The organism is Apibacter sp. B2912 (assembly GCF_009827835.1).
Classification (GTDB): Bacteria; Bacteroidota; Bacteroidia; order Flavobacteriales; family Weeksellaceae; genus Apibacter.
In genome coordinates this window covers 257,225-280,785 of sequence record NZ_WINV01000003.1, presented here as the reverse complement: position 1 = coordinate 280,785, position 23,561 = coordinate 257,225, and the positions used below count along the sequence as shown (strand labels likewise).

The 23,561-nt window shown below is 28.4% G+C and carries 20 protein-coding genes; 10 read left to right on the top strand and 10 right to left on the bottom strand.

Annotated elements, in window-relative coordinates:
- The first annotated feature begins 20 nt into the window (after nucleotides 1-20).
- Both GFV01_RS07260 and GFV01_RS07255 read left to right on the top strand, forming a co-directional pair.
- Nucleotides 21-1,457 carry a HAMP domain-containing sensor histidine kinase gene (locus tag GFV01_RS07260; RefSeq protein ID WP_160565936.1) on the top strand — a complete coding sequence of 479 codons (1,437 nt, stop codon included), beginning with the start codon at nucleotides 21-23 and terminating at the stop codon, nucleotides 1,455-1,457.
- Entirely contained in the window at nucleotides 1,450-2,145 is a 696-nt protein-coding gene (locus tag GFV01_RS07255) for a methyltransferase (protein WP_160557507.1), read from the top strand. Before GFV01_RS07260 ends, GFV01_RS07255 begins: the two co-directional genes overlap by 8 nt.
- Here the strand turns inward: GFV01_RS07255 and GFV01_RS07250 are convergent.
- On the bottom strand, nucleotides 2,140-2,502 hold the full coding sequence (locus GFV01_RS07250) for a YraN family protein (RefSeq protein ID WP_160557508.1): 363 nt from the start codon (nucleotides 2,500-2,502) through the stop codon (nucleotides 2,140-2,142). The two genes, GFV01_RS07255 and GFV01_RS07250, sit on opposite strands and share 6 nt — an antisense overlap.
- A 38-nt stretch (nucleotides 2,503-2,540) precedes the next feature.
- Between GFV01_RS07250 and GFV01_RS07245 the strand changes: the two genes are divergently transcribed.
- Entirely contained in the window at nucleotides 2,541-3,359 is an 819-nt protein-coding gene (locus GFV01_RS07245; protein WP_160565934.1) for a hypothetical protein, read from the top strand.
- A 1,029-nt stretch (nucleotides 3,360-4,388) separates the two neighbouring features.
- Here the strand turns inward: GFV01_RS07245 and GFV01_RS07240 are convergent.
- The 5 genes from GFV01_RS07240 to rsmA all read right to left on the bottom strand — a co-directional run bounded on the left by GFV01_RS07240 (nucleotide 4,389) and on the right by rsmA (nucleotide 11,546).
- The gene (locus GFV01_RS07240) at nucleotides 4,389-7,469 is read right to left on the bottom strand and encodes an exodeoxyribonuclease V subunit beta (protein WP_160565932.1); all 3,081 of its coding nucleotides are present in this window, start codon (nucleotides 7,467-7,469) and stop codon (nucleotides 4,389-4,391) included.
- Nucleotides 7,470-7,552: 83 nt separating this feature from the next.
- Complete coding sequence (locus GFV01_RS07235) at nucleotides 7,553-8,557, bottom strand: cytochrome d ubiquinol oxidase subunit II (RefSeq protein WP_160565930.1); 1,005 nt, start codon at nucleotides 8,555-8,557, stop codon at nucleotides 7,553-7,555.
- A 3-nt stretch (nucleotides 8,558-8,560) separates the two neighbouring features.
- Nucleotides 8,561-9,898: a cytochrome ubiquinol oxidase subunit I gene (locus tag GFV01_RS07230; RefSeq protein WP_160542420.1), complete on the bottom strand. Its 1,338-nt coding sequence runs from the start codon at nucleotides 9,896-9,898 to the stop codon at nucleotides 8,561-8,563.
- 584 nt (nucleotides 9,899-10,482) lie between these two features.
- Nucleotides 10,483-10,713 carry a YHS domain-containing protein gene (locus GFV01_RS07225; RefSeq protein ID WP_255448952.1) on the bottom strand — a complete coding sequence of 77 codons (231 nt, stop codon included), beginning with the start codon at nucleotides 10,711-10,713 and terminating at the stop codon, nucleotides 10,483-10,485.
- 68 nt (nucleotides 10,714-10,781) lie between these two features.
- Nucleotides 10,782-11,546, bottom strand: a complete 765-nt coding sequence (gene rsmA / locus GFV01_RS07220; protein WP_160565926.1) for a 16S rRNA (adenine(1518)-N(6)/adenine(1519)-N(6))-dimethyltransferase RsmA — start codon at nucleotides 11,544-11,546, stop codon at nucleotides 10,782-10,784.
- 88 nt (nucleotides 11,547-11,634) lie between these two features.
- Here rsmA and GFV01_RS07215 point away from each other — a divergent pair, with 88 nt between their 5' ends.
- The 5 genes from GFV01_RS07215 (at nucleotide 11,635) to GFV01_RS07195 (ending at nucleotide 15,684) form a co-directional block, all read left to right on the top strand.
- Nucleotides 11,635-12,534, top strand: coding sequence for an ABC transporter permease (locus tag GFV01_RS07215; protein ID WP_105297125.1), 900 nt, complete (start codon nucleotides 11,635-11,637; stop codon nucleotides 12,532-12,534).
- Between the two features lie 28 nt (nucleotides 12,535-12,562).
- A complete protein-coding gene (locus GFV01_RS07210; RefSeq protein WP_160565924.1) occupies nucleotides 12,563-12,856 on the top strand; it encodes a DUF3098 domain-containing protein in 294 nt (97 codons plus the stop codon).
- Nucleotides 12,853-13,674, top strand: a complete 822-nt coding sequence (locus GFV01_RS07205) for an undecaprenyl-diphosphate phosphatase (protein ID WP_160565923.1) — start codon at nucleotides 12,853-12,855, stop codon at nucleotides 13,672-13,674. Before GFV01_RS07210 ends, GFV01_RS07205 begins: the two co-directional genes overlap by 4 nt.
- Nucleotides 13,675-14,111: 437 nt before the next feature.
- A complete protein-coding gene (panB, locus tag GFV01_RS07200) occupies nucleotides 14,112-14,927 on the top strand; it encodes a 3-methyl-2-oxobutanoate hydroxymethyltransferase (protein ID WP_160565922.1) in 816 nt (271 codons plus the stop codon).
- Between the two features lie 67 nt (nucleotides 14,928-14,994).
- Nucleotides 14,995-15,684: an RluA family pseudouridine synthase gene (locus GFV01_RS07195; protein ID WP_160565921.1), complete on the top strand. Its 690-nt coding sequence runs from the start codon at nucleotides 14,995-14,997 to the stop codon at nucleotides 15,682-15,684.
- Here the strand turns inward: GFV01_RS07195 and GFV01_RS07190 are convergent.
- On the bottom strand, nucleotides 15,681-17,255 hold the full coding sequence (locus GFV01_RS07190) for an asparagine synthase-related protein (RefSeq protein ID WP_160565920.1): 1,575 nt from the start codon (nucleotides 17,253-17,255) through the stop codon (nucleotides 15,681-15,683). The two genes, GFV01_RS07195 and GFV01_RS07190, sit on opposite strands and share 4 nt — an antisense overlap.
- 41 nt (nucleotides 17,256-17,296) lie before the next feature.
- A complete protein-coding gene (locus tag GFV01_RS07185) occupies nucleotides 17,297-18,574 on the bottom strand; it encodes an oligosaccharide flippase family protein (RefSeq protein ID WP_221411119.1) in 1,278 nt (425 codons plus the stop codon).
- Nucleotides 18,575-18,650: 76 nt separating this feature from the next.
- On the opposite strand from GFV01_RS07185, the gene GFV01_RS07180 reads away from it, so the two are divergent.
- Nucleotides 18,651-19,778, top strand: a complete 1,128-nt coding sequence (locus GFV01_RS07180; protein ID WP_160565918.1) for a glycosyltransferase — start codon at nucleotides 18,651-18,653, stop codon at nucleotides 19,776-19,778.
- On the opposite strand, the gene GFV01_RS07175 is transcribed toward GFV01_RS07180, so the two are convergent.
- Together GFV01_RS07175 and GFV01_RS07170 are read right to left on the bottom strand one after the other, a co-directional pair.
- Entirely contained in the window at nucleotides 19,763-20,659 is an 897-nt protein-coding gene (locus GFV01_RS07175) for a glycosyltransferase family 2 protein (protein WP_160565917.1), read from the bottom strand. The genes GFV01_RS07180 and GFV01_RS07175 overlap by 16 nt on opposite strands.
- Nucleotides 20,660-20,694: 35 nt before the next feature.
- Nucleotides 20,695-21,387 carry a cell division ATP-binding protein FtsE gene (locus tag GFV01_RS07170; protein ID WP_160565916.1) on the bottom strand — a complete coding sequence of 231 codons (693 nt, stop codon included), beginning with the start codon at nucleotides 21,385-21,387 and terminating at the stop codon, nucleotides 20,695-20,697.
- A 153-nt stretch (nucleotides 21,388-21,540) separates the two neighbouring features.
- On the opposite strand from GFV01_RS07170, the gene GFV01_RS07165 reads away from it, so the two are divergent.
- A complete protein-coding gene (locus tag GFV01_RS07165; protein ID WP_160565915.1) occupies nucleotides 21,541-23,559 on the top strand; it encodes a M13 family metallopeptidase in 2,019 nt (672 codons plus the stop codon).
- Nucleotides 23,560-23,561 lie beyond the last annotated feature (2 nt).

Genomic DNA, 23,561 nt, shown 5'->3' with positions numbered 1-23,561 from the left:
AACCCTATTTTTTATTTTAAATGTACAAAAGATTCCCATTATCCTTGCGAATTTTTTTAGTGATGATCCTCGTTGTGGTCAGCACTATATTTGCCATGGGATTGATAACTTTTTATCAATATATAAGAATTGCGGAGGAATATAACAATAAAAGGCTAGAAAGAAAGGAACAATTAATTATAGAAACTTTCGATTATCTCATTTCTAATCGAAATACAAAACCGGAGGAGGTTAAAAATAAAATTGGCAATAAAATTTATGAAATTTCAGATATAAATAATATCGATATAAATTTTTATTCCCTGGATGGAAAATATATTTTAGGAAATAAATTACCTAATCCAAAGACTGAATTTGTCCCTAAAGAAATCTTAAAAAACCTGAATGTAAATAACGACCGTATAGAGGTTATAAACAAGCTTCCCAATTCAGAAGAAAGTTTTACGTCCGTATACAGATATATTTACAACAATGATTATCAACCTATTACAATTATAAATTTTCCATTTTTACACGATGAAGCATTTCTAAAAAAAGATTTTTATTCCTTATTATATAGATATCTTGTTATCATGCTTATCGTATTAATTGTAAGTGGCATTTTTTCTTGGTTCTTTTCACTTACTTTAACCAGAAAAATTAAAGATATTGCTTATCGGCTTAGGGATACCGGCGCACTTACTCATAATAGACCCCTTTTATATAATTATATTGATGAAGTGAGTCCATTGGTTAAAGCTTACAATATTATGCTGAATAAATTTAGAGAGCAAACTGATGCACTGGTTAAAAAGGAAAAAGATAATGCTTGGCAGGAAATGGCGAGACAGGTGGCTCACGAAATCAAAAATCCGCTTACCCCTATGCGGCTCGAAATTCAAAGTTTTCAATTAAGATTTAATCCTGAAGATCCACAAATTCATGAAAAGTTAGATTCATTAACCCGTTCATTAATACAACAAATAGATACTATTGCCTCGATTGCCGGTGCATTTTCAGACTTTGCAAAAATGCCTGTAAAAAAGGATGAAAAATTAAACGTAATTGAAGTTGCTAAAATTTCGTTAGAAATATTTCCATCTCAACAAATTTCACTGGATACAATTGATGAATTGGTCATTTTAAATATCGATCCTAATTTATTGAACCGCATATTAACCAATTTAATAAAAAACGCTTTTCAATCGATACCGGAAGGAAGAACTCCCCATATTATTGTAAAAATCAGACAAGACATACGAATGGTTTATTTTTCTGTTATTGATAACGGAAATGGAATTCCGGAAGAAATAAAAAGCAAAATTTTTACTCCTCAATTTTCAACTAAAACCAGTGGAAGTGGTTTAGGTTTAGCTATCATAAAAAAGCTTATCGAAGAATATAATGGGTCTATAACCTTTATGTCTGAAGAAGGGAAAGGAACAATTTTCAAATTTGAAATTCCTAAAGGTGAATAATATTTTTAAGTTTAAAAAATTTAATATACTTCAAAATAATTCCGTATTTAAAGTAGGCACGGATAGTGTATTATTGGGTTGTTTTGCTGATATACATAATGCCTCCCGTATTCTTGATATCGGTACCGGTACAGGGATTCTTTCGTTAATGTGCGCGCAAAGAAATCCCACTTCTTATATTACAGCCATTGATTCTGAAATCAATGCGTATTCTTTGGCCTTGGAAAATTTTAAAAATTCTCCTTTTTCTCAAAAGATCACAAGTATCCATTGCGATTTAGACCTTTTCTTTAGTGATATATTATTTGAATATATTATTTGTAATCCTCCTTATTTTAAAATTTCCGAAATATTACATCGCAAACATCCTGTCGCCAGGCATCAAATAAAACTGAATTATCATCTTCTTATTAAAAAATCAGCATCATTACTATCTCAAAATGGAAAAATCGGATACATTTTTCCCATAGAAAATGAGCAAGAAATACTTGAACTATCAAATAGATATAATTTATTTCCCAATCGCATTATATATATATCAGGAATAAGAAATGGAAAAATTAAAAGAATTTTCCTTGAACTTAGCAGAGAAGATAAAAATCCTATAATTGAAAACTTTGTTATCGAAGAAAAAAGTCGTATTTGGTCTGAAGAATATAAAAAATTAACATCAGAGTTCTATTTATAATATCATAGAAAAAGCGTCTTTTATATGTTCAATTTTCCATATGTAATCTTTTTTTATGATGGAAATAATATCGAACCTTACATTGACATCCATTTCTTTACAAAGCACATATTCATTTGCTGCTTTAATCAATAATTTTCTTTTTGATCTGGTTACCGCCTCTATGGGATCGATGATAGTTGTATAGTTTCTAGCCTTAACTTCTACTATTACCAACTCGGAACCATTTTTAGCAATAATATCAATTTCCGCCTTATCATATTTCCAATTTCTATCTAATATTTCATATCCTATATCTAAAAGATAATGAAATGCTTTCATTTCCGCTTCTTTTCCAAATTCATTATGATAAGCCACACTATATTTTTTAGTTTATTAATTAAAATTATATTTATATGAAATACAAATATATTATATTTGAAAAAAAATCCTGTATGAGGTATACGAACCTATTAATATTTAGTTTTTTTAGTTTCTTCATTTTTTTCTCCTGTGGAGATGAAAATTTTGAACCCTATCCTAATCATGAATTTGATAATCATAAAGGATTATTACCTTCAGAATATATAAAAACTGAAATAGATAAAAATACGGGGAATAAAGTAACTGTAACTACTTCTATGCAATACGATAATTTGAATAGATTAATAAATATTAAATCGTCTATCTCTGATTCGATAACTAATATCCATATGATCTCTTATAATGAAAGTAATGGAAAAGTTTATACCGTTACTACCGAAAACGCCCAAGGGACTTATTTATATTCTTATGAATATACCAAACCCGGTATTATACTAGAGCATAGAAGTTTTAAAACAAATCCTCCTCCCGGATATCCTGAAATTGAACCTTATACAAGAACATTAACTGTTTCAGGCGATAAACTATTAAAAATAGAAGATCCAAAAGATTTACAAACCCATCTTTTCAAATACGATAAATACGGAAATTTAATTCAATTTGACACTACTATTTATACTTATGATATCTTAAAAGGCTTGATGAACAATGTAAAAACTCCTCATTGGTTATTTGCAGCATTTGAAGGAAATTTTCCATTCACTTACAATTTAGTTAATAATATTACCGGTGATAATAAGGGAACTGTTTATAATTATGAATATAATAAAGAGTTACATCCTGATTATCCTACAAAAATTATTCTTAATAATACAGATGAAATAATTATTAATTACATAATTGCTAAATAAATCAAGATTTACCCTTTTAAATATATATCCTCTTAAATCTTAATTTTATGAAATTTATTATTGAAAGTAATAAAAATAAAATATTATTCTCAAATTTATTGCATTAACTAACACTAAAAATGATTATATAATTACTTATGAGCTACATTTATAATGTAGCTTTTTGCTTTATATATCTACCTTTTCAAGTTATCTTATTTAAAAATCTAGAGCCATTACGATATTTAATTTTAATAGTTTTTACAAGCATATTCAAAGCTGGATATAATAGTTAAAATTTTTTGTTATAAGTTAAACATAAAGATTAATAAATAAGTTAAAACAAGTAATCGATGAGATCGTAATATTATTATAAAATACTCCCTTGATTTAACCATCAAAGCTAGAAGATTCTTTTGAACATGACCAATGTACCCTTTATTAATCAAAAATCTACAAAATAAGTCTCAGAATTTTTTATTACAATCTAAACAAACTTTTTCTACTTTCCCATTTTTAGTAAAACCTAAAAATATTAATGGCCAAAAGATAATAGCTAGAAGACAACCTCTTCCCCATCCAAATTGTTTTTTAGTATGAACGTAAATATTACTACTCCCACAATTAGGGCATTTAATGTTTAGATCAGATTTTATATTCTCCATAAAAATATAAATTTTAAATTTCTACCCAATATAATAATATAACATAAAAAAATTAATATATACTAATAAATATTTGTTCAATACTAATATAAATCATGTTAAAAATATAAAAAAACTTTTTTATTTTACTGACTCTATAAATCCTTTCTATATGTATTCTACTTTATACGGTCTACCCAATGACAATTTAATTTATCTGAGTGCTTTGACAAATTATTATTAAAAATTAAAATAATATTCTTATTACGGAATTCGATGAAATATGGGATAGTTACTAAAATATACTTATAATAAGTATTTCATAGTTTATTTCATAAAAAAGTTGAATTAGTTTTTTAAAAAATTATTTCAATTAATGTAATATGAAATAAACTCTTGTTTAAGTTCAAACATATATCACTTCCACATCATCTGAAGAAATATATACCAATAATTTACTTGCAACTTTTTTATTCATTCCAACTAAAGCTTTTTCATATAGCGAAATTTGTTTTTTATGACCGGTTAATTTTTCACCCGTTTTGAAATCAATAAGTGTTAATGAATCTTGCTTTTCTATGATTCGATCGGGGCGGTAAATTTTTCCTTCATATATTATTTCCCGTTCTTGATATACAGTTATCCCTTTTGAAAAATAATCTTTTATTTGAGGATTGGATATAACTTTTTGTATTATATTTTCAATTTCTGCTTCCTGACCGATTGGAATCAATCCCGTCAAAGTTAATTTTTTAATTACCAGTGGCAGATCTTCCGGAGTATTAATTTCTGCTAAAATAGCATGTATACTATTACCGTATTGAATGTCTTCGTTCTCCTCACTATAAAATTTATGAGCCTCGGAACTTACTTTTATTTTAGAATTCCATCTCTCAGAGGTCCATTGTATTTTTTCTTCTTGAACAATATTTTTTGCGCTTTTTTCATTATTTTTCTTAAAATCGGGAACAGGATAAAGTTCAACTATTCCTTCTGAAGATTTCCCTTGTTGAATTAAAAATTCACCCAACGAACTTAATTTATCTTTTCTTTCTTCCAATAAAAATAATTGTTGAGAAGCTCGTGTGGTTGCAACATATTGTATACATAATTCATCTATCTTATTTTCAAATTCTTGGGTAGTTACCACCTCTTTTATACTATCACCGGTGTCATCTAAGCCTGATTTTGAAGATGTGTAAAATTTATCAAACCCATTATATAAGTCTTTATCAAGTGGAAACCAATATTCTTCTTTTCTAGAATTGCTATCGATCATAGGATAAATTACAATTGGAAATTCCAATCCTTTAGATTTATGTATAGTCATGATCTGGATGGCATTTCGATTATCGGGAAATCGTATGGATAATCCCGGACTTTTTAATTCCCAATATTCTAAAAATTCTTGTAAACTTATAACTCCGTTCTTTTCCAACTGAACTATCATATCCAATAAGGCAGAAATATATAAATCTTCTTTCTCTCCAAACCCTAAAGAATTAATAAATTCTTCTACATAATCATAAAAGCTTAAATTATATATTTGTTGATAAGGCAAAGAAATATTCAATTTTTCTTTAAACCAATTAATAATATCGTCAAAATCCAAATCTTTTATTTTACAAATTTCTTCTGTAAAATCTTCAAATTCCGCTCTACCTATGGTAAAAAGAAGATGGAGCATTCTCACCAAATTTTCTTTGTCTTCAGGATTGGAAATCCATTGTAAAGCATAAATAAGAGCCTGGATTTCAGGGGACGATACAACTAATAACGCTTCTTCTGTTAAAATAGGATATCCTTTTTCTGCAATTTTATCTACAATGGAAACACTATGCTTTTTATTTCTTACTAAAATAGTTATATCTTTAAAATCAAAACCATTCTGTAAAGACTCTTCAATTATTTCAACAATTCTTTCTTCTAAGAGATTTTCTTCTTTTGTAGATATAAATGATACCTGTACCCTTCCCCCTTTGGGTAAGTGGGAAATTTGCTGTGCATGGACTCCAAATAATGAAGAATATTCGGGATTATTTACTAAATAAGTAGATAAAAATTGATAATAGGTATTATTAAAATCAACAATATTGGGCAAACTTCTGAAATTATTCTGCAAAGTTTTTACATGAATACCCTTGTCATCTGCATTAGCTATAAGATCGATTAATATTTCAGGATTTCCCGAACGAAATCTGTAAATGGCTTGCTTGGGATCACCAACCAAAGTAATTGTATTTCCATCTGATACTTTTGCATTATCTAACAAAGGAATTATATTATTCCATTGAAGTTGTGAGGTGTCTTGAAATTCATCTATAAAGTAGTGATTATATCTCCCCCCTAATTTTTCATATATAAAGGCTACCGGTTCCTCTTTTAAATGGGTTCTTATAATAGGATTTACATCTGATAGAAATACTACATCATTTTCTGTTTTTCGTCTGTGTAAAAATCGATTAATTTCAGATTGTAATTCAATCGTAATTAGATTTTTACGAACAGATTCATCTACTTTAATTCTAATGATCGCTTGTTTTATATTATAAAATGCCTCAATAATTTGCGGTGCAATACCCTTTATATCTTCTTCATAAATCGATTTTGATTTTGCATATTTTTCTTCTTCACAAAAAGCTTTATAATAAGAAGAAGATATGTTTATACTAAGTATTTTGCTCGAATCCTGCATTTTATAAAAAAATCCGGCCATACCTCTCGCTCCTTGATAAAAATCTCCTACTTCTAAACCGCTAGATTCAAATAACGCTATAATTTCATCGGCTGTTTTTTTTATTAAGGTATAATTTTCCTGTACTCGCCTACTTATTAACTGATTCAATTTTTTAAAATCTTCAATCTCTTTAGAAGTCAAAGAATTAATCTGTTCCAGATTCTTTTCTTTTAAAAAATTTTGTGAGGAAGTCAATAGTTCCTTTCTAATATCTGTAGATGATTCGTTCTCGAATTTCCAAAATATATAATTTAAAATGACCTCAGCAAAAGGATTATCTGTTCCTAATTCATCTACTAATTCATCAATTGACTGTTTGAGATATTCCGAAGAATCCAGTTCCACCGCAAACGAATACGACAACCCCAATTCTTTGGTAAATGCCTTCATCAATCGTAAATTAAACTTATCAATGGTACTGATGGAAAATAAAGAATAATGATGTAAGATATAGGATAAGGCCCTATACGATCGCTGATGTAAAAGAGATATATCTATATTCAGTTCTTGAGATATCTGCTGTAAAACTAAATTCGATTGATAATTTTTTTCATCTGAAAAATCCTTTAACCATGAAAGTATGCGCGTTTTCATTTCATTAGCTGCTTTATTGGTAAACGTTACTGCTACTATGGAACGCACAGACTCTACGGAATCATTTTGCAACAGGATACAAAGGAAATTTTTCACCAAAGTGAACGTTTTACCGGCACCTGCAGATGCATTGTATATCGTATAGCTTGAACTCATTCAGATGAAAATTAAAAAAGGATTTAACAAAATTAGTTAAATCCTTAATAGTATGGAATTTTATAACTTAATAAAGCTTTTCTCTATCTTCTTTTTTGAAATGAATAAATTAAATGGAATACTCCCGGAAGTATAAAAATACTTCCTAACATTAGTGCCCATGCCAGCATTGCAATAGTTTTATGTATGTATTGGTCTTCAATCAAAGATAGACTCCCCTGTTTTAATATAACTAAATTAGGATAATGCCGGTAGGTTACCGCAAACAATATGGTTAATACCTGAAATCCCGCTAATACCCTTATCCAAGAATATTTTTTTTCTTTCAATGCATATAGAGTTCCAAAAACAGAAACGGTTGCTAAAATTACCGCAATCCATCCGACTGTTTCTCCAAATATCCATTGAATTAAAGGAACATGTGAAAAATAAGCACATACAAATACTAAACCTCCCGTAACTACCACTACAAATAAAAATATAGTAAGTTTTTTAGATAAATATTCACGATCATCAAAATTTTTAACTTGAGACAATGAATAGGAAACAGCCAAATATCCACAAATACTGCAAGTGAAAACACCTAGCGCACATCCAAACGGAGTAAGCCAACTCCAAATATAAGCATTCATAAAATCGGTAGGTTCTACATCAATAGTTCCGGAAACCGTTGCTGCTGCTATTATACCTAAGAAAAAAGGTGTGATTACACTGGAATATCTAAATATTTTATTATAAACAAATTGCCAATGATCTTTAACCGCATCGTAATTTCGAAAAGAAAAGGCAGTTCCCCTGGCAATTATACCTATAAGCATTAATAGTAAAGGTATATGTAAATAGGTTGATAGTACCGAATAAATATCAGGAAACCCTACAAAAAGAATTACAATTACAATGATCAACCACATATGGTTAGCTTCCCATACGGGACCCATTTCTTCATACATGATTTTTTCAATTCTTTTTTCATTTTTGTGTTTACTGAATAATTCTAAAATTCCAACTCCAAAATCTGCACCTCCTAATAATAAATACAAAGCGATCGCTGTCCAGAGGAAAAAGATTACTACATATAAATAAAACATACTCTACTTCTTATTAGGTTTATAATTCTTATCCGTTGCGTCATATAATATAGGAACCATTTTCATTTGCCTATATAAAAGGAAAATTACAATGGCTGATAAAGAAATAAAAATAGCTGTGAATAAATAGAATGAATATGCTATTCCGGGCATAGGTGTTACAGCATCAGCAGTCCTCATTACTTTATAAATTATCCACGGTTGACGTCCAACTTCCGTTACGGTCCATCCTGCCTCCAGCGCTATATATCCCAAGGGGGTAGCTATTACAAATAATTTATAAATCCATTTTTTTGTAAGCCACTTTTTAGTTTTGAATCTTGCCAATAAATAGATAACAGCCAATATCATTAATGCCACACCTAATATAATCATGATTTGAAAGGAATAATGTGTAATTGCAACGGGCGGTCTATCGTCTTTGGGAAAATCAGTGATTCCTTTAACCGGATCTTTTACATTTCCATAAGCTAAAAAACTTAATAAACCGGGTATTTTTATGGCGTAATCAACTCTTTCTTCCTTTTCATTAACAATACCTCCTAAAATAAATGAGGCCGGGGCTTCTGTATGGAAGTGCGCTTCCATGGCTGCCAACTTTTCCGGTTGTCTTCTGCTTACATCTTTCGCAGATATATCTCCACTTAAAGGTTGAATCAAAGCTGCAATACATGCACAAGTGGCAGCAATTTTAAATGCTTTACTATGAAATTCGATATTCTTTTTCTTTAAGATCATGAATGCATGCATACCGGCTACGGCAAATCCGGTAGCCACAAATGCGGCTATTATCATATGTAATGCCTGAGAAAACCAAGCATCATTAAACATTGCCTTTACAGGGTCTATATTTATATAGTTTCCGTTAACATAGTCGAACCCTGCGGGACTATTCATCCAAGCATTAGCTGCTAAAACCAGTATACCTGATGACAATCCGCTAATTCCAACTAATAATCCTGTTAACCAGTGAAACCAAGGGTTGAATTTATTCCAACCGTAAAGAAAGAATCCTATAGCTATAGCTTCTACGAAAAAGGCAGTACCTTCTAAAGAAAAAGGCATTCCAAAAATTGGACCTGCATGTTTCATGAATTCAGGCCATAGCAATCCTAATTCAAATGAAAGCATAGTACCTGAAACCGCTCCGGTTGCAAATAATATTGCGATTCCTTTACTCCACGCTTTTGTTAGACCTTTGTATACTTCATCTCCGGTCTTTAAATATTTATAATGTGAAATTGCCATAAAGAAAGGCATAACCATACCTATACATGAAAATATGATATGGAATCCTAATGAAACTGCCATCTGCGATCGAGCAGCAATAAAATCATTCATCGAAAAAACAAATTAAAGGGTGCAAATTTATAATAATTCTTAACTTTTAAAATCATTTAATAAAAAGTTTTACTATAAGTCATGATTTATTTTATCATTATATAACAATAATTTAATTAAGATATTTATATAATTATATTTTTTTAGCATAATTATCATAGTTGCTTTCACTTATTATAAAAAACAACACATATTCATTATTGTTAAACAAATCATTATTTTTTATTAAAAAATTATGCCGAAAATTTTGAATTACTAATTAAAATCTTATTTTTTGAGGTTAAACTTCAAAAAAAAGAATTTTCAACATCAATATTTAGTTGTAATTTGATTTTAATTATTGAGGTTCAATTAATTTAAAATTTACTTTAAGTAGGCATGGTTATAATTCATTAAAATAAATGGGCTTAGCGCTAAAAAAAGGAGGATTTTACTTATTATTTAATTTTTTATTTACAATGAGCTAAAAGTATGAGCTATTAAAAGAATTAAAACCATTCAGTTATGAAACTTTATTTTGAATATTAAAGTTTCCAATTATTTATAGGTTACTAGCAATATTATTTTTCGATTGCCAAAATAATTTACTCATTTTTAGATAAATATTTTCCCGGATTTTTTTTAAACTCTTCCTTACAATGTGAACTACAAAAACCATATAATTTACCTTGATAATTTAAGGTATCTTTTAAATTTTCATGGGTAGACATCCTACATACTGGATCTACTTCATTCACAACTTTTACATTGGAGAGTATTTCTTCTTTGCTAGTATCTTTATTATTCTTAAACTCACAAGAAGTCATCCACGTCATTACAATTATATTGAGTGCGATAAATTTTATATTTTTTTTCATTAGTTAGGAATTTTAAATGTGATGTTTTAAGTTGAACTCCATAATCGAGCTAAATGTATGAAATCTTCTACAGATAATTGCTCGGCGCGTAGATTTAAAAATTCATGGGATTCAAGATGTTGAGGAATGTTTAAAACTTTTAATGCATTTCTCAGTGTTTTCCGTCTTTGATTAAAACCTGCCTTTACTAACTTAAAAAAGAATTCATCATCTATACCCTCAATTTTATCTCTATATCGTTTTAAGCGTATAACTGCCGATTTAACTTTGGGAGATGGTGTAAATACATTTTCATGAACAGTAAATAGGTAGTCTACGTTATAATATGCTTGGGTTAGAACGGATAATATACCATAAATTTTAATTCCTTTTTGAGCGGCAATTCTTTCTGCTACTTCTTTTTGAAACATTCCAACCATTTCAGGTATTTTATGTTTATTTTCTAAAATCTTAAAAACAATTTGTGAAGAAATGTTGTAGGGAAAATTACCAATTACAGCAAAATTATCTGAAAATAATTCCTCAAATTCTAACTTAAGAAAATCACCTACGATATTGTTTTCCAGTTGAGGATAATTTATTTTTAAATAATCTACAGATTCCTTATCAATTTCAGCAACATATACATTCACCTGTTTTTGAAGTAAAAACTGAGTTAGAACTCCCATACCCGGACCAACTTCCAACACTAAGTCATACGGATGATAGCTTAATGAATCTACTATTTTTGAGGCGATATTCTGATCATTTAGAAAATGTTGCCCTAAATACTTTTTAGGTTTAACTTTCAATTGTATCTTTATTTTAACAATAATTTATATCCAAAATTACACTAAAATAAATGAAGTTTTTATATTTTAGCGAATATTTAATAAAAATATGGCCAATAAAACAGACAAGCTAAATAAGGGAAGATTGCGTTCTTCTAACATTACTGTAGTCATCAGTATTTCTTTAGTCTTATTTTTAATTGGAATCATTGGCATGATTGTAATTAATGCCAATTCTTATATTGATTATTTGAAAGAACAAATGGTGATTGAAGTTTTCTTTAAAAACGACAGAAACAAAAATAATCTAATAAAAAACGAAAAAGCCCAACTAAATTATCTTGACAGTATTCAAGTAAATCCTTACGTAAAAAAGGCTAAGTATATATCTAAAGAACAAGCAACTTACACCGCAAAAAAAGATTTAGGAGTTGACTCTCAATCTCTATTCGAAGAAGATATATTTCCGGCTTCCATTACTATCGCTTTAAAACCGGAATATACTGATTCCGTACATATTGAAACTATAAAAAAGCAAATTCAAAAAAATGTTTTAGTTGATGAGGTAAAATCCGACAGTAATTTATTAACTCAGATGAATAAAGGAGTTCGAAAAATTACCTTAGGTATTTCCATACTTGCCGGTATTATCTTATTAATTGCCATTTCATTAATTAATAATTCCATTCGATTGAAAATTTACGCTAAAAGATTTATAATCAAAACCATGCAATTAGTGGGTGCAAAGCGTTTATTCATAATGAAACCTTTTTTAATTCAATCGGTAATTTTAGGAGCTATAGGATCTGCAATAGCCTTAGTTCTTTTATTTGCCGTAAATTATATGCTTATCCGTTATAATATTCTTCCGCCAATTGTAGATTATTCTAACCACATTATCTTGTCTTTGTTTATTTTGCTTATTGGAATTTTGATCACAACGGTTAGTACTTGGTTTGCTACTTGGAGATATTTAAAACTTAAAATTGATGATCTATATTATTCATAATTCTTAAATTGGCAGAAAATTTCATTTTATGAAAGATCAACCATCAAAAAATATATATTCTGAATCTGATAAACCTTTTTTATTTGGAAAAAGAAATTATACATTTATGTTTATCGGTTTGGGTCTAATTGCTCTAGGTCTTATTTTGATGACAGGACCGGATGCGAATACTGTAAATGGAGTTTATGATAAAAATAACTGGAACGAAGATATTTTTAGTTTCAGAAGAATTCGACTTGCCCCAATTTTTATTGTTATTGGATTTTTAGTCGAAATTTATTCAATCATGACTTATTCTAATCCAAAAAAGAACTCTAAATGAATACATTAGAAGCGATCATTATTGCTATTGTTGAAGGTCTTACAGAATATTTACCTGTTTCCTCCACTGCCCATATGATTTTTACCAGTTCCATTTTAGGAATACAAGAAAATAACTTTGTAAAAATGTTTGAATATTGTATTCAACTGGGCGCAATCTTAGCAGTTGTTGTTTTATACTGGAAAAAATTTTTCGATTTTAAAAGATTAAATTTTTATTTGAAATTAATATGCGCTGTAATTCCTGCTTTAATTTTAGGTAAATTATTTAATGAGAAAATTGATGCTATTTTAGAAAAACCCATTCCTATTGCCATCGTTTTAGTTGTTGGCGGATTTATACTTCTGTTTGTAGATCGTTTTTTCAAAAATCCTACTATACTTAAAGAAGAGGATATTTCAATTAAACAAGCTATAATTATAGGTTTTTGGCAATGTTTAGCAATGATGCCGGGTACCAGCCGATCTGCAGCCTCAATTATTGGCGGAATGCAACAAAAATTAAGCAGGGAGGTTGCCGCTGAATTTTCTTTTTTTCTGGCAGTTCCAACTATGCTGGCGGTTACTGTATATTCTCTTACATTAAAAACATGGGAAGAAAACGGAATCAGCATGAAAGGGTATGAACTATTGGCTTCAAATAGTAATCAAATGTGGCTTTTTATTTTAGGAAACCTTGTTGCCTTTGTAGTAGCAATTTTTGCTATTAAATTTTTTGTTGGAGTGATTAAAAAATACGGTTTTAAAATTTGGGGCTGGTACAGAATTATTATAGGTTCTTTATTATTGATATATTTTATTTACTTCCAAAAAGCTTAAAATTTTGAGTTTTATTTATTAAATATTTACTTACATATAAAAAAGTTGAATTTAAGATTTTATGTTTACTTAAATACTATAAAGTTCCACTACTTAGCATTAATATTTAACTGTTTTTATTTTTCTATATTTTAATAGTAAATTAAATATCTTATGTGGGATAAATACAATTGCTTATTTTAGTTTAAAATTATATTTTATTAATAACCATAGTATATAATCTTCATAAATTACCTGATCTTCGATATTCTCAATAATCACACTTTATTACTATTTATTTTTCAGTTAAGGAATGTAATTTGCATTCATAAATTTAACAGATGTTATATATTTTAGAGTTTATAAATGTCTTATAATATAATAAACTATATACAAGATAAAGCTTAAAAAATACTTTTTAATTAATATTATCATAAATTTACCAAAAACTAATAATAATGTCAATACATTCGGAAATTAAAAAGATAACTACTGAAACTTTCAAAAAAATGAAGGTTTCGGGAGAAAAAATATCTATGTTAACTGCTTATGATTACACTATGGCAAGTCTTGCGGATGAAGCCGGAATAGATGCTATTTTAGTTGGCGATTCTGCAGCTAATGTAATGGCAGGATATGAAACTACGTTACCTATAACGTTGGATCAAATGATTTATCATGCCCAATGTGTATCAAGAGGAATTAAAAGAGCTTTATTAGTTGTAGATTTACCTTTCGGTACCTACCAATCCGATCCTTTACAAGCTTATCATTCTGCCGTTCGAATTATGAAAGAAACCGGTGCTTCCGCTATAAAAATGGAGGGAGGAATTGAAATAAAAGATTCTATAGAAGCCATTGTTAAAGCCGGAATTCCCGTTATGGGACATTTAGGTTTAACTCCTCAATCCATTCATCAATTTGGATCTTTCAAGTTAAGAGCGAAAGAAGATGCCGAAGCGGATAAACTAATTTCCGATGCTAAATTATTAGAGGAAATAGGGTGTTTTTCACTGGTATTAGAAAAAATACCGGCTCAATTAGCAGAAAAGGTAACCAATGAATTAGATATTATTACCATTGGTATCGGTGCAGGAAATGTTACTGATGGTCAAGTTTTAGTTATTCATGATTTACTAGGCTTAAATAAAAATTTCAAACCGAAATTTGCTAGAAAATATTTACATCTTCATGAACAAATTGTTGAAGCCGTTTCAAATTATGTTCAAGATGTAAAAAGCCAAGAATTTCCAAGTAAAGAAGAAAGCTTTTAAATTTTTCACCTATTTAAGGATATAAAATTTTAGTTTCTTAAATTATTGGAATTATTTTTTTAAAAATATGCTTACTGAAAATCAAATACTTTTTGAAGATAATCATATCATCATTATAAACAAAAAAGCCGGTCAGCTCGTTCAAGGAGACAAGACCGGTGATATTTCTTTATTAGATGAGGTAAAATCTTATATTAAGCAAAAGTATTCCAAACCCGGAAATGTTTTTGCCGGACTTGTTCATCGCATTGATCGTCCTACTTCCGGCATTGTTATATTTGCTAAAACGAGTAAAGCCCTTACTCGATTGACGGAAATGATCAAGAAAAGAGAAATTAAAAAAACATATTGGGCGGTAGTAAAAAAAAATGAAATTCCTGAAACACAAAGGTTAGTTCACTATTTAAAGAAGAATGAAAAAAATAATAAGGCAATTATTTTTAATTCATCGAGTACTCAAAGCGGTTCCAAAAAGGCCATTCTAACTTATAAAATAATAAAAAAATCTGACCATTACCTATTATTGGAAATTGATTTGGAAACAGGAAGACATCATCAAATACGAGCACAACTCAGTGCAATTAAATGTCCAATCAAAGGAGATCTAAAATACGGTGCTGATCGTTCCAACTCTGATGGCAGCATTCATCTATTAGCCAGAAAAATTGAATTTATTCATCCCATTAAGAAGGAAAAGATTGTACTGAAAGCTCCTGTTCCGGAAAATGATAATTTATGGAAAAGCTTTGAAAGTTAAATTTTTCCTTGCACTTTTTTTAAATACCATTGAATAATGACAGAATTATAATCTGTAATTTTCTCAATTTTTTCATTTTTCACTAATGCATCTTCCATCAGGTATTGAGTTATTTCCTTATAATAATTTGTATCCTCAATATTTTGAAATGATTTTAACTTTTCTAGAAAAGTAAAATGATATTTAATTCTTTTTTTCCAATATTGATATTCTACACTTCTTTTTGAAAATGGCTTATCAAGTTCAATATTTAATTCATTAGTTTTAAATAATTCTTGTAAAACCTCAGTATAGAATTTTTTATGCAACTTATATTTATATGGTAAATGTTGAAAGAATGTCACTAACTCTATATCCCAAAAAGGTGTTCTATATTCGAAGCCGAAATAATTCCAGACTAAAGCTGAATTTTGAATAAATTTTGATTGTCGTTCTTTAATATTCCAATTTTCAAATATTGAATATGCATAATAACCTTTAGGAAAAGATTTAGATAGTTTAGATATAAAACGGTCAAATTGCTTTTGAGTATGATTTTGATAAATAAATTCTTTAAGGACAATATCTCTTGCTAAAAATTTAAAATTTTTATGATAGGCAATATTTTTTCTTAAATGACTACCACCTATCATATCTCCGGAAAATCCTGGAATTGCTATAGCATTTTCGTCAATTAATTTATGTTCTTTGAGATATTTAACACAAAAATATTCTTGAAAATAAAATAATGAAGAATAATGAGCCACATATTTATAATAATCATTAAAAACATCAGATATTAAAAAATCTTTGATTAATTCATCATTATATTCAATAAAATACCATTTAAAACCAAGTCTTTCGGCAACTTTTTTAGAAACTTTAGCTTCAATATTATCTTTTCTTCCATAAGTTATACAGAGTACATTTTCCGCTTTAAGTTTTTTCAGATATAAAGCTATTAATCGAGAGTCCATTCCTCCACTTAAAGGGATAACAATTTGTCTTCCTTTGCAAGAACTTAATAATCTACTAAAAACACGATGTAGAATATTTTTAAATTCTTTTTCCAAAAAAATACTTTTATTTATATTTTCTGCATTAGTAAGATAAGTAAAATAAAAGTGTTTATAAATTATTTTATTTTTAAAAAAAAGCATTTCACCTGCCTGTATCTGAAAAATATCTTTAATTAAAGTATTACTTCCTAAAACATACCCTAGTGTTAAAAATTCCTCTTCGCTCTGTTTTAGCAATTCTATTTGATCAAATTTTTTATTTAGATAATCAATAGAATCACTAATCCAAATTGAATTATTTTTATGCATATAAAACAGTGGAAATGAACGTATTATATCTGAAGCAACTAAGCAACAATTTTGAATAATTATAATAATAGAGAATTGTCCATTGCAAGTCTCTAAAAACTTTCTAAACTCATTTCTATTTCGGATTATTTCAAGAACATTAATAAATTCCAATCCTTCTAAATATTTGTTTCCTTGAAACAAATATCCTTTAATATAAATTGTCCTCCTCGAATTAGTAACCCATTCAAAGCCATTATTATAAAATAGATTAATATGATACATTCAAATTGATATTATTCAGTTTAAAATTTAATTTTTATTTTCTAATTCAATTTTTTTATAGAAACTTTTAGATAAAAAATCATAATAAATATATTATATAAAACACCAATACATGAAAAAATGGTTATAGAAACCATAATTGAATTATAAAAAAAATAGCCTATATAAATAGATAAAAATCGTAAACCTAAAAGTATTAAATCAAATAAAAATAAAAGATGTTGTTGATTATAAATGGTCGGAATAAATGATATAGGAGTACTTAAAAAACTAAAAAATATCCAAGGCAATAAAATTTGAGTTATTTTACTGGCTAAATAGTAACTATCACCAAATATCAATCGAAACACAGTGGGAGATAATAGGAAAATCAAGATAAAAGGCACAATTGATATAAAAAATAATTTTTTATATGTTTTTTTTATGTATAAACTTACATCTTCATTATTATTGTACTTTTCCGATGCTTCCCTATAAAAAACTTCACTTATAGCATTTGTAATCATTCCAATCGGAACAGCAATTATTTTATTAGCAATACCATATAATGACACATATTCTATCCCATAAAAAGGTGCTAAAGTTAAAAATGGAAGCTGATTGGATAAAATATTACAAAATCCTTGTAGTGTATTATATAATGGAATTTTTTTATTCTTCTTAGCTATTAAAACTATTTGTTTGAATGAAATTAAACGTAATAGTTTTCTATATTTACAAATAAAAATAATAAAAAGTTGAAGGCATCCCAACAGGTTTCCTAAAATGTGTCCGACGATTAATCCCCCATTTTTAAATATTGTTTTACAAAGACTTATTTGAAAACCTCCTACAAAAATAGAGGTACTTAGTTTTCCAATTGAACAATATTTATACTTTTTTTCTTTATTAAAAAAAGAATTAAAACTATCCAAAAAACCATTTATAGCCACACTCAAAGGGATTAAAATTAACCAAAAATCCAATCTCTCAAGATTAAATATTTTTTTAATTTGATTTTCAAAGACAAATAAAATAATAAACAATATTAAACTAATACCAAGTGAGGATATAATTGATAATATAAAAGAATTTATTAATTCCTTAACGGTTTTAGATAAAACTATAGTCAAATAATATCTAAGAGTTGAAAACACTGATAGCACAAAGACTGATGATGTATAAAGAAAATATATTCCAAGTTCACTCTTTGTAAATAATCTTGTTAAAACCAAAAATGTTATAAATAAAATTATCTGATTAATTATTGAACCACTGAGAAGTATAATCACATTTTTAAAGAAATCAGATTGCAAAATATTATTAATTATTTGCTTCATCAAATGGATAAATATTGTTTTGTAACAAATTTAATATTTTTAGTTTATCTCTTAATAGCTATTTTTGTTAGTTAAAATGACTCAACGAAAAAAAATATTAGTTTCTGTAATTAATAATATAGCTACGGATCAAAGAGTGGAAAAGGTTTGCAATTCCTTATATAAAAATGGTTACGAAATTTCAATTATCGGTACAAATTTATATGGAAAGCCCCCATTAAATAGACCCTATTCTTTTCACCGTTTCCATCTTGCCTTTCAAAGAAAATTTTTATTATTTGCGGAATTTAATTTTAAATTATTCTGGAAACTATTATTTCAATCCGATAAACACACCATATTATTAGCTAACGATCTGGATTCTCTTTTGCCTAATTATTTAGTTTCAAAATTTAAAAAAATTCCTTTAGTCTTTGATAGTCATGAAATATACTCAGAGCTGCCGTCCATACAGGGAAGATATGCACAAAAATTTTGGAGAAAACTGGAAAAATATCTTATACCCAAAATTGAATATTTTTATACCGTTAGTGAAGGATATGCAGATTTTTTTGAAGAAAGATACAGCAACCGCCCTATTATAATTAAAAATGTTCCAATCATCGCTACTGTATCCGATAAGAATAAAAATATTCACACTAAATTACCTAAAACCCCATGTAATAAGAAAATTATAGTATATCAAGGAGCCATTAATTTCAGCAGAGGGATTGATAAAATGATAGAAGCCATGAAATATATTGAAAATGCCCAACTATGGATTATTGGTAATGGCCCATTAAAAAACACATTCGAAAATTTATGTAAGGAACTACGTTTAGATCAAAAAATTTATTTCTTAGGAGAAATTTCACCTGAACAACTAAAATTAATTACTCCTAAAGCAGAGTTAGGTATAAGTCTGGAAGAAGACGGGGGCCTAAGTTATCGTTATGCTCTCCCTAATAAAATATTTGATTATGTGCATGCTAAAATACCCGTTCTAGGAACCTATCTTCCGGAAATAAAAAACATGATAAATGAAAATCAAATTGGCGAAGTTATTACCGATCATTCAGCGAATGAAATTTCAGAAAAAATAAAATTATTACTTTCTAGAGGAAAAAAACATTATGAAAATAACTTGGAAAAAACATCAATAAAATACAATTGGGAAGCACAGGAATCAACCTTATTAAATATTTTCAATCAGGCTAGCAAATAACACAAATACCCTATTTTGTATAATTGAAAAATTTTTAAATCTGCATTTTCGGACAATAAATTCTTTTTCATTAAACCACGATTTTTTTTAAATAAGTAGGTTACGAATTTAACGCCGTTCACTTTTTTTATTTGAAAATATACTTTTGCAAGTCTGATTTTTTTACATAGTATCTCATTACGTTGTATTAAACTTGATAAATTTTTAATAGCTTCTTCCGTTTTGTTTAAAAATATATGGTTTGATTCAATCCCCTCATGATAAACAGGGTTTTCTATTAATTCTATTTTAATAGTATTTGCTTCTAAAGTTAATCCAAACATTGTATCTTCATATCCATAATTGCGTTCTAAAACAGGAAAATGAATGGAATGAAAAATAGTTTTTCTAACTAACAGATTAGCTGTTTTTAAACAGAGATAATTAGAGGTATGAGAATTTTTTTTCATAGTAATTTCTTCATAAGTTACTCCGTATTTCCAACGTAAACACTTCTGATTAGTGTCATTCAAATTTCTCCTATATATTATAGTTCCGCTTAAAACCTGACTTTCAGAATGAATAGATGAAACAAAATTTTTAAGATACGATGAAGTAGCTGGCATAACATCGGAATCCATGAATAGTAACCATTCGTAGTTAGCTTTTTGTGCTAATAAATTGCGAGCTTTAGCTCTTCCTACATTTTCTTCGGAAATGATATAAGTAAGATTGTTTTTTGCACAAAATAATTGATTACTTTTAGTGATTTCATGATTGATAGAGGCATCATCAAGAAAAAGTACCTCATAGGATACATTTAATTCTGCTCCTTGTTTAATCAATTCTTTACCTAAATTTATAATGGAATAATTATAAACCGGAACAAGAATTGAAATCATAGAAATTTAAATATTATAATTTCAATTAATATAATTTAAATAAATAAATCATTGGAATCACCATGATAAATCTTTCCATTTTCACATTTAATAGTTTTTGCAGGAAAGTTCTTAATCATCGAATAATCATGTGTAGCCATTAATATGGTACAATGATTTTGTTGTGCAATGCCTTTAAGTAACAGCATAATCTCATTAGATGTTTCAGGATCCAAGTTTCCGGTCGGCTCATCTGCCAAAATTAAGGACGGATGATTTAATAAGGCTCTTGCGATAGCTACCCGTTGCTGTTCTCCTCCGGAAAGTTCATGCGGCATTTTATGTTTTTTTGTTGCCATTCCAACGCTTTGTAAAACCTCCTCAATTCTTTCATTGATGGCATACGCGTCTTTCCATCCGGTTGCTTTTAAAACAAACAATAAATTCTTTTCTACACTCCTATCCGTTAATAATTGAAAATCTTGAAATACAATACCTAACTTCCTTCTTAATGTAGGAATTTCACTATCTTTCAAGGAAACCAAATCAATATCAACCACTTTTCCCTGCCCTTCAAGCAAAGGAATGTCTCCATATAAAATTTTTAACAATGAGCTTTTTCCACTACCTGTTTTACCAATAAGATAATAAAATTCACCCTTTTCTAAGCTCATGTTAACATGACCTAGAACTAAAAAGTTTTTTTGATAAATATTAGCATTTCTTAAGTACAAAATAGGCTCACTCATTAGTAAAAGTTGTATAAGTTATAAAAGAGAATTAATTTTCACAAAAATAACAATTTAAAATATATTGCTTATTTTACTTCATTTTAAAGTTTTGTTAAAAATAGCTTATATGACTATTTTTAACTATTTTTGATTGAGAATTAATTTTTAATAATGAAAAATTTTATATTATTTATTGCAACTGCGCTGCTGCCTTTTACCGGAGTATTTGCTCAAAAACATGCAATTAATGAAGAATACATGGATAAGAAAGTAAGACCGCAAGACGATTTTTATAACTATGTTAACGGAAATTGGATGAAAACCACTCAAATTCCTCCTGACCGTTCCAGATGGGGAAGCTTTGACCAATTACGTGAATTTACAGATTCTGTATCACTTACCATTTTAAAAAAATCAAATAATAAAAATTATCCTAAAGGTTCTGAAGGACAAAAAATTAAAGATTTGTTTAGTTCATTCATGGATATGGATGCTAGAAACAGACAAGGCATAGCCCCTATTCAACCTTATTTATCAAAAGTTGACCGGGTTAAAAACTTAACGGACTTACAAAATTTACTTATCGAGTTCACTCCGTTAGAAATGAATCCTTTTTATGAATACGGCGTTCAATCCGATTTAAATAACAGCAATAAAAATGCGGTATATTTAGGAGATGTAAGTTTAGGTTTGGGAAGAGATTATTATCAAAAAAATGATGAAAAATCCTTAAAAACATTACAGGATTATACAATCTATTTATCAAAATTATTAAAGGTAATCAGACACAAACAACCGGATAAAACCGCTTCTGCTATTGTTGCTTTCGAGAAACAATTAGCTTCTAATCTCTTAACGGTAGAGCAAATTAGAAACGCACAACTTCAAAATAATCCTTATTCATTTACAAGTTTATCCGAATTATCCAAAAATATAAATTTAACGGATTATTTGACAAAACTGGGAGTACGTGTAGATACTGTAATTATTCCCGAAAAAAAATATTTTGAGAACCTAGATAATAATATTACTCCACAAAACCTTTCATTAGTAAAAGATTATATAAAAATAAATATTGTTAGATCTGCAGCCAATAGCCTAACCAAAGAATTGGATGATATAAACTTTGATTTTTACAATAAAACATTGGGAGGACAATCAGAGCAAAGATCAATGGAAAAACGCGCTCTTACAAGTATCAATTCTTTAGTAGGAGAAGCATTTGGTAAACTTTACGTAGCTGAAGTATTTCCGGAAGAAGCTAAGAGAAACGCTAATGAATTGATTGAATATCTAAAAAAATCGTTTGCCATCCATATTAATAATTTAACTTGGATGTCACATCCTACCAAACAAAAAGCCTTAGATAAGCTAAGTAAGTTTACGGTTAAGATTGGATATCCGGATAAATGGAAAGACTATTCTAAGTTAGAAATAAAATCTGTAAAAGAAGGTGGATCTTATTTTCAAAATAAATTAAATGCTATTGTATTTAATTATGAGAGAGATAAAGATAAAATAGGTAAACCGGTAGATAAAACCGAATGGCTGATGTCTCCTCAAACAGTAAATGCCTATTATAATCCTTCTTATAATGAAATTGTATTTCCGGCAGCCATTTTACAGCCTCCATTTTATGATTATAAAGCAGATGCAGCAATAAATTTTGGTGGAATCGGAGCCGTAATCGGCCATGAAATATCTCACGGATTTGATGATAGCGGTTCTCAATTTGATGGAGATGGAAATTTAAAAGATTGGTGGACACCCGAAGATAAAGAAAAATTTGAGAAAGCTACTCAAGCACTTGAAAAACAATATAATTCTTATGAACCCATTCCGGGTTTACATATAAACGGAAAATTGACATTAGGTGAAAATATAGCAGATTTAGGCGGAGTTGCCATTGCTTATGATGCCTTAGAAATTTATTTAAAAGAAAAAGGTAATCCCGGTAAAATTGATAATTTTACACCGCAACAAAGATATTTTATATCTTGGGCAACCATATGGAGAACAAAATCCAAAGAAGAAGCTTTAGTTAACCAAATTAAAACAGATCCACATGCTCCGGGTTATTATAGAGCGATTGCACCTCTAGAAAATGTTGAAGGCTTTTATAAAGCATTTAATGTACAAAAAGGAGATAAAATGTTTAAACCTAAAAAAGAAAGAATTATTATTTGGTAATT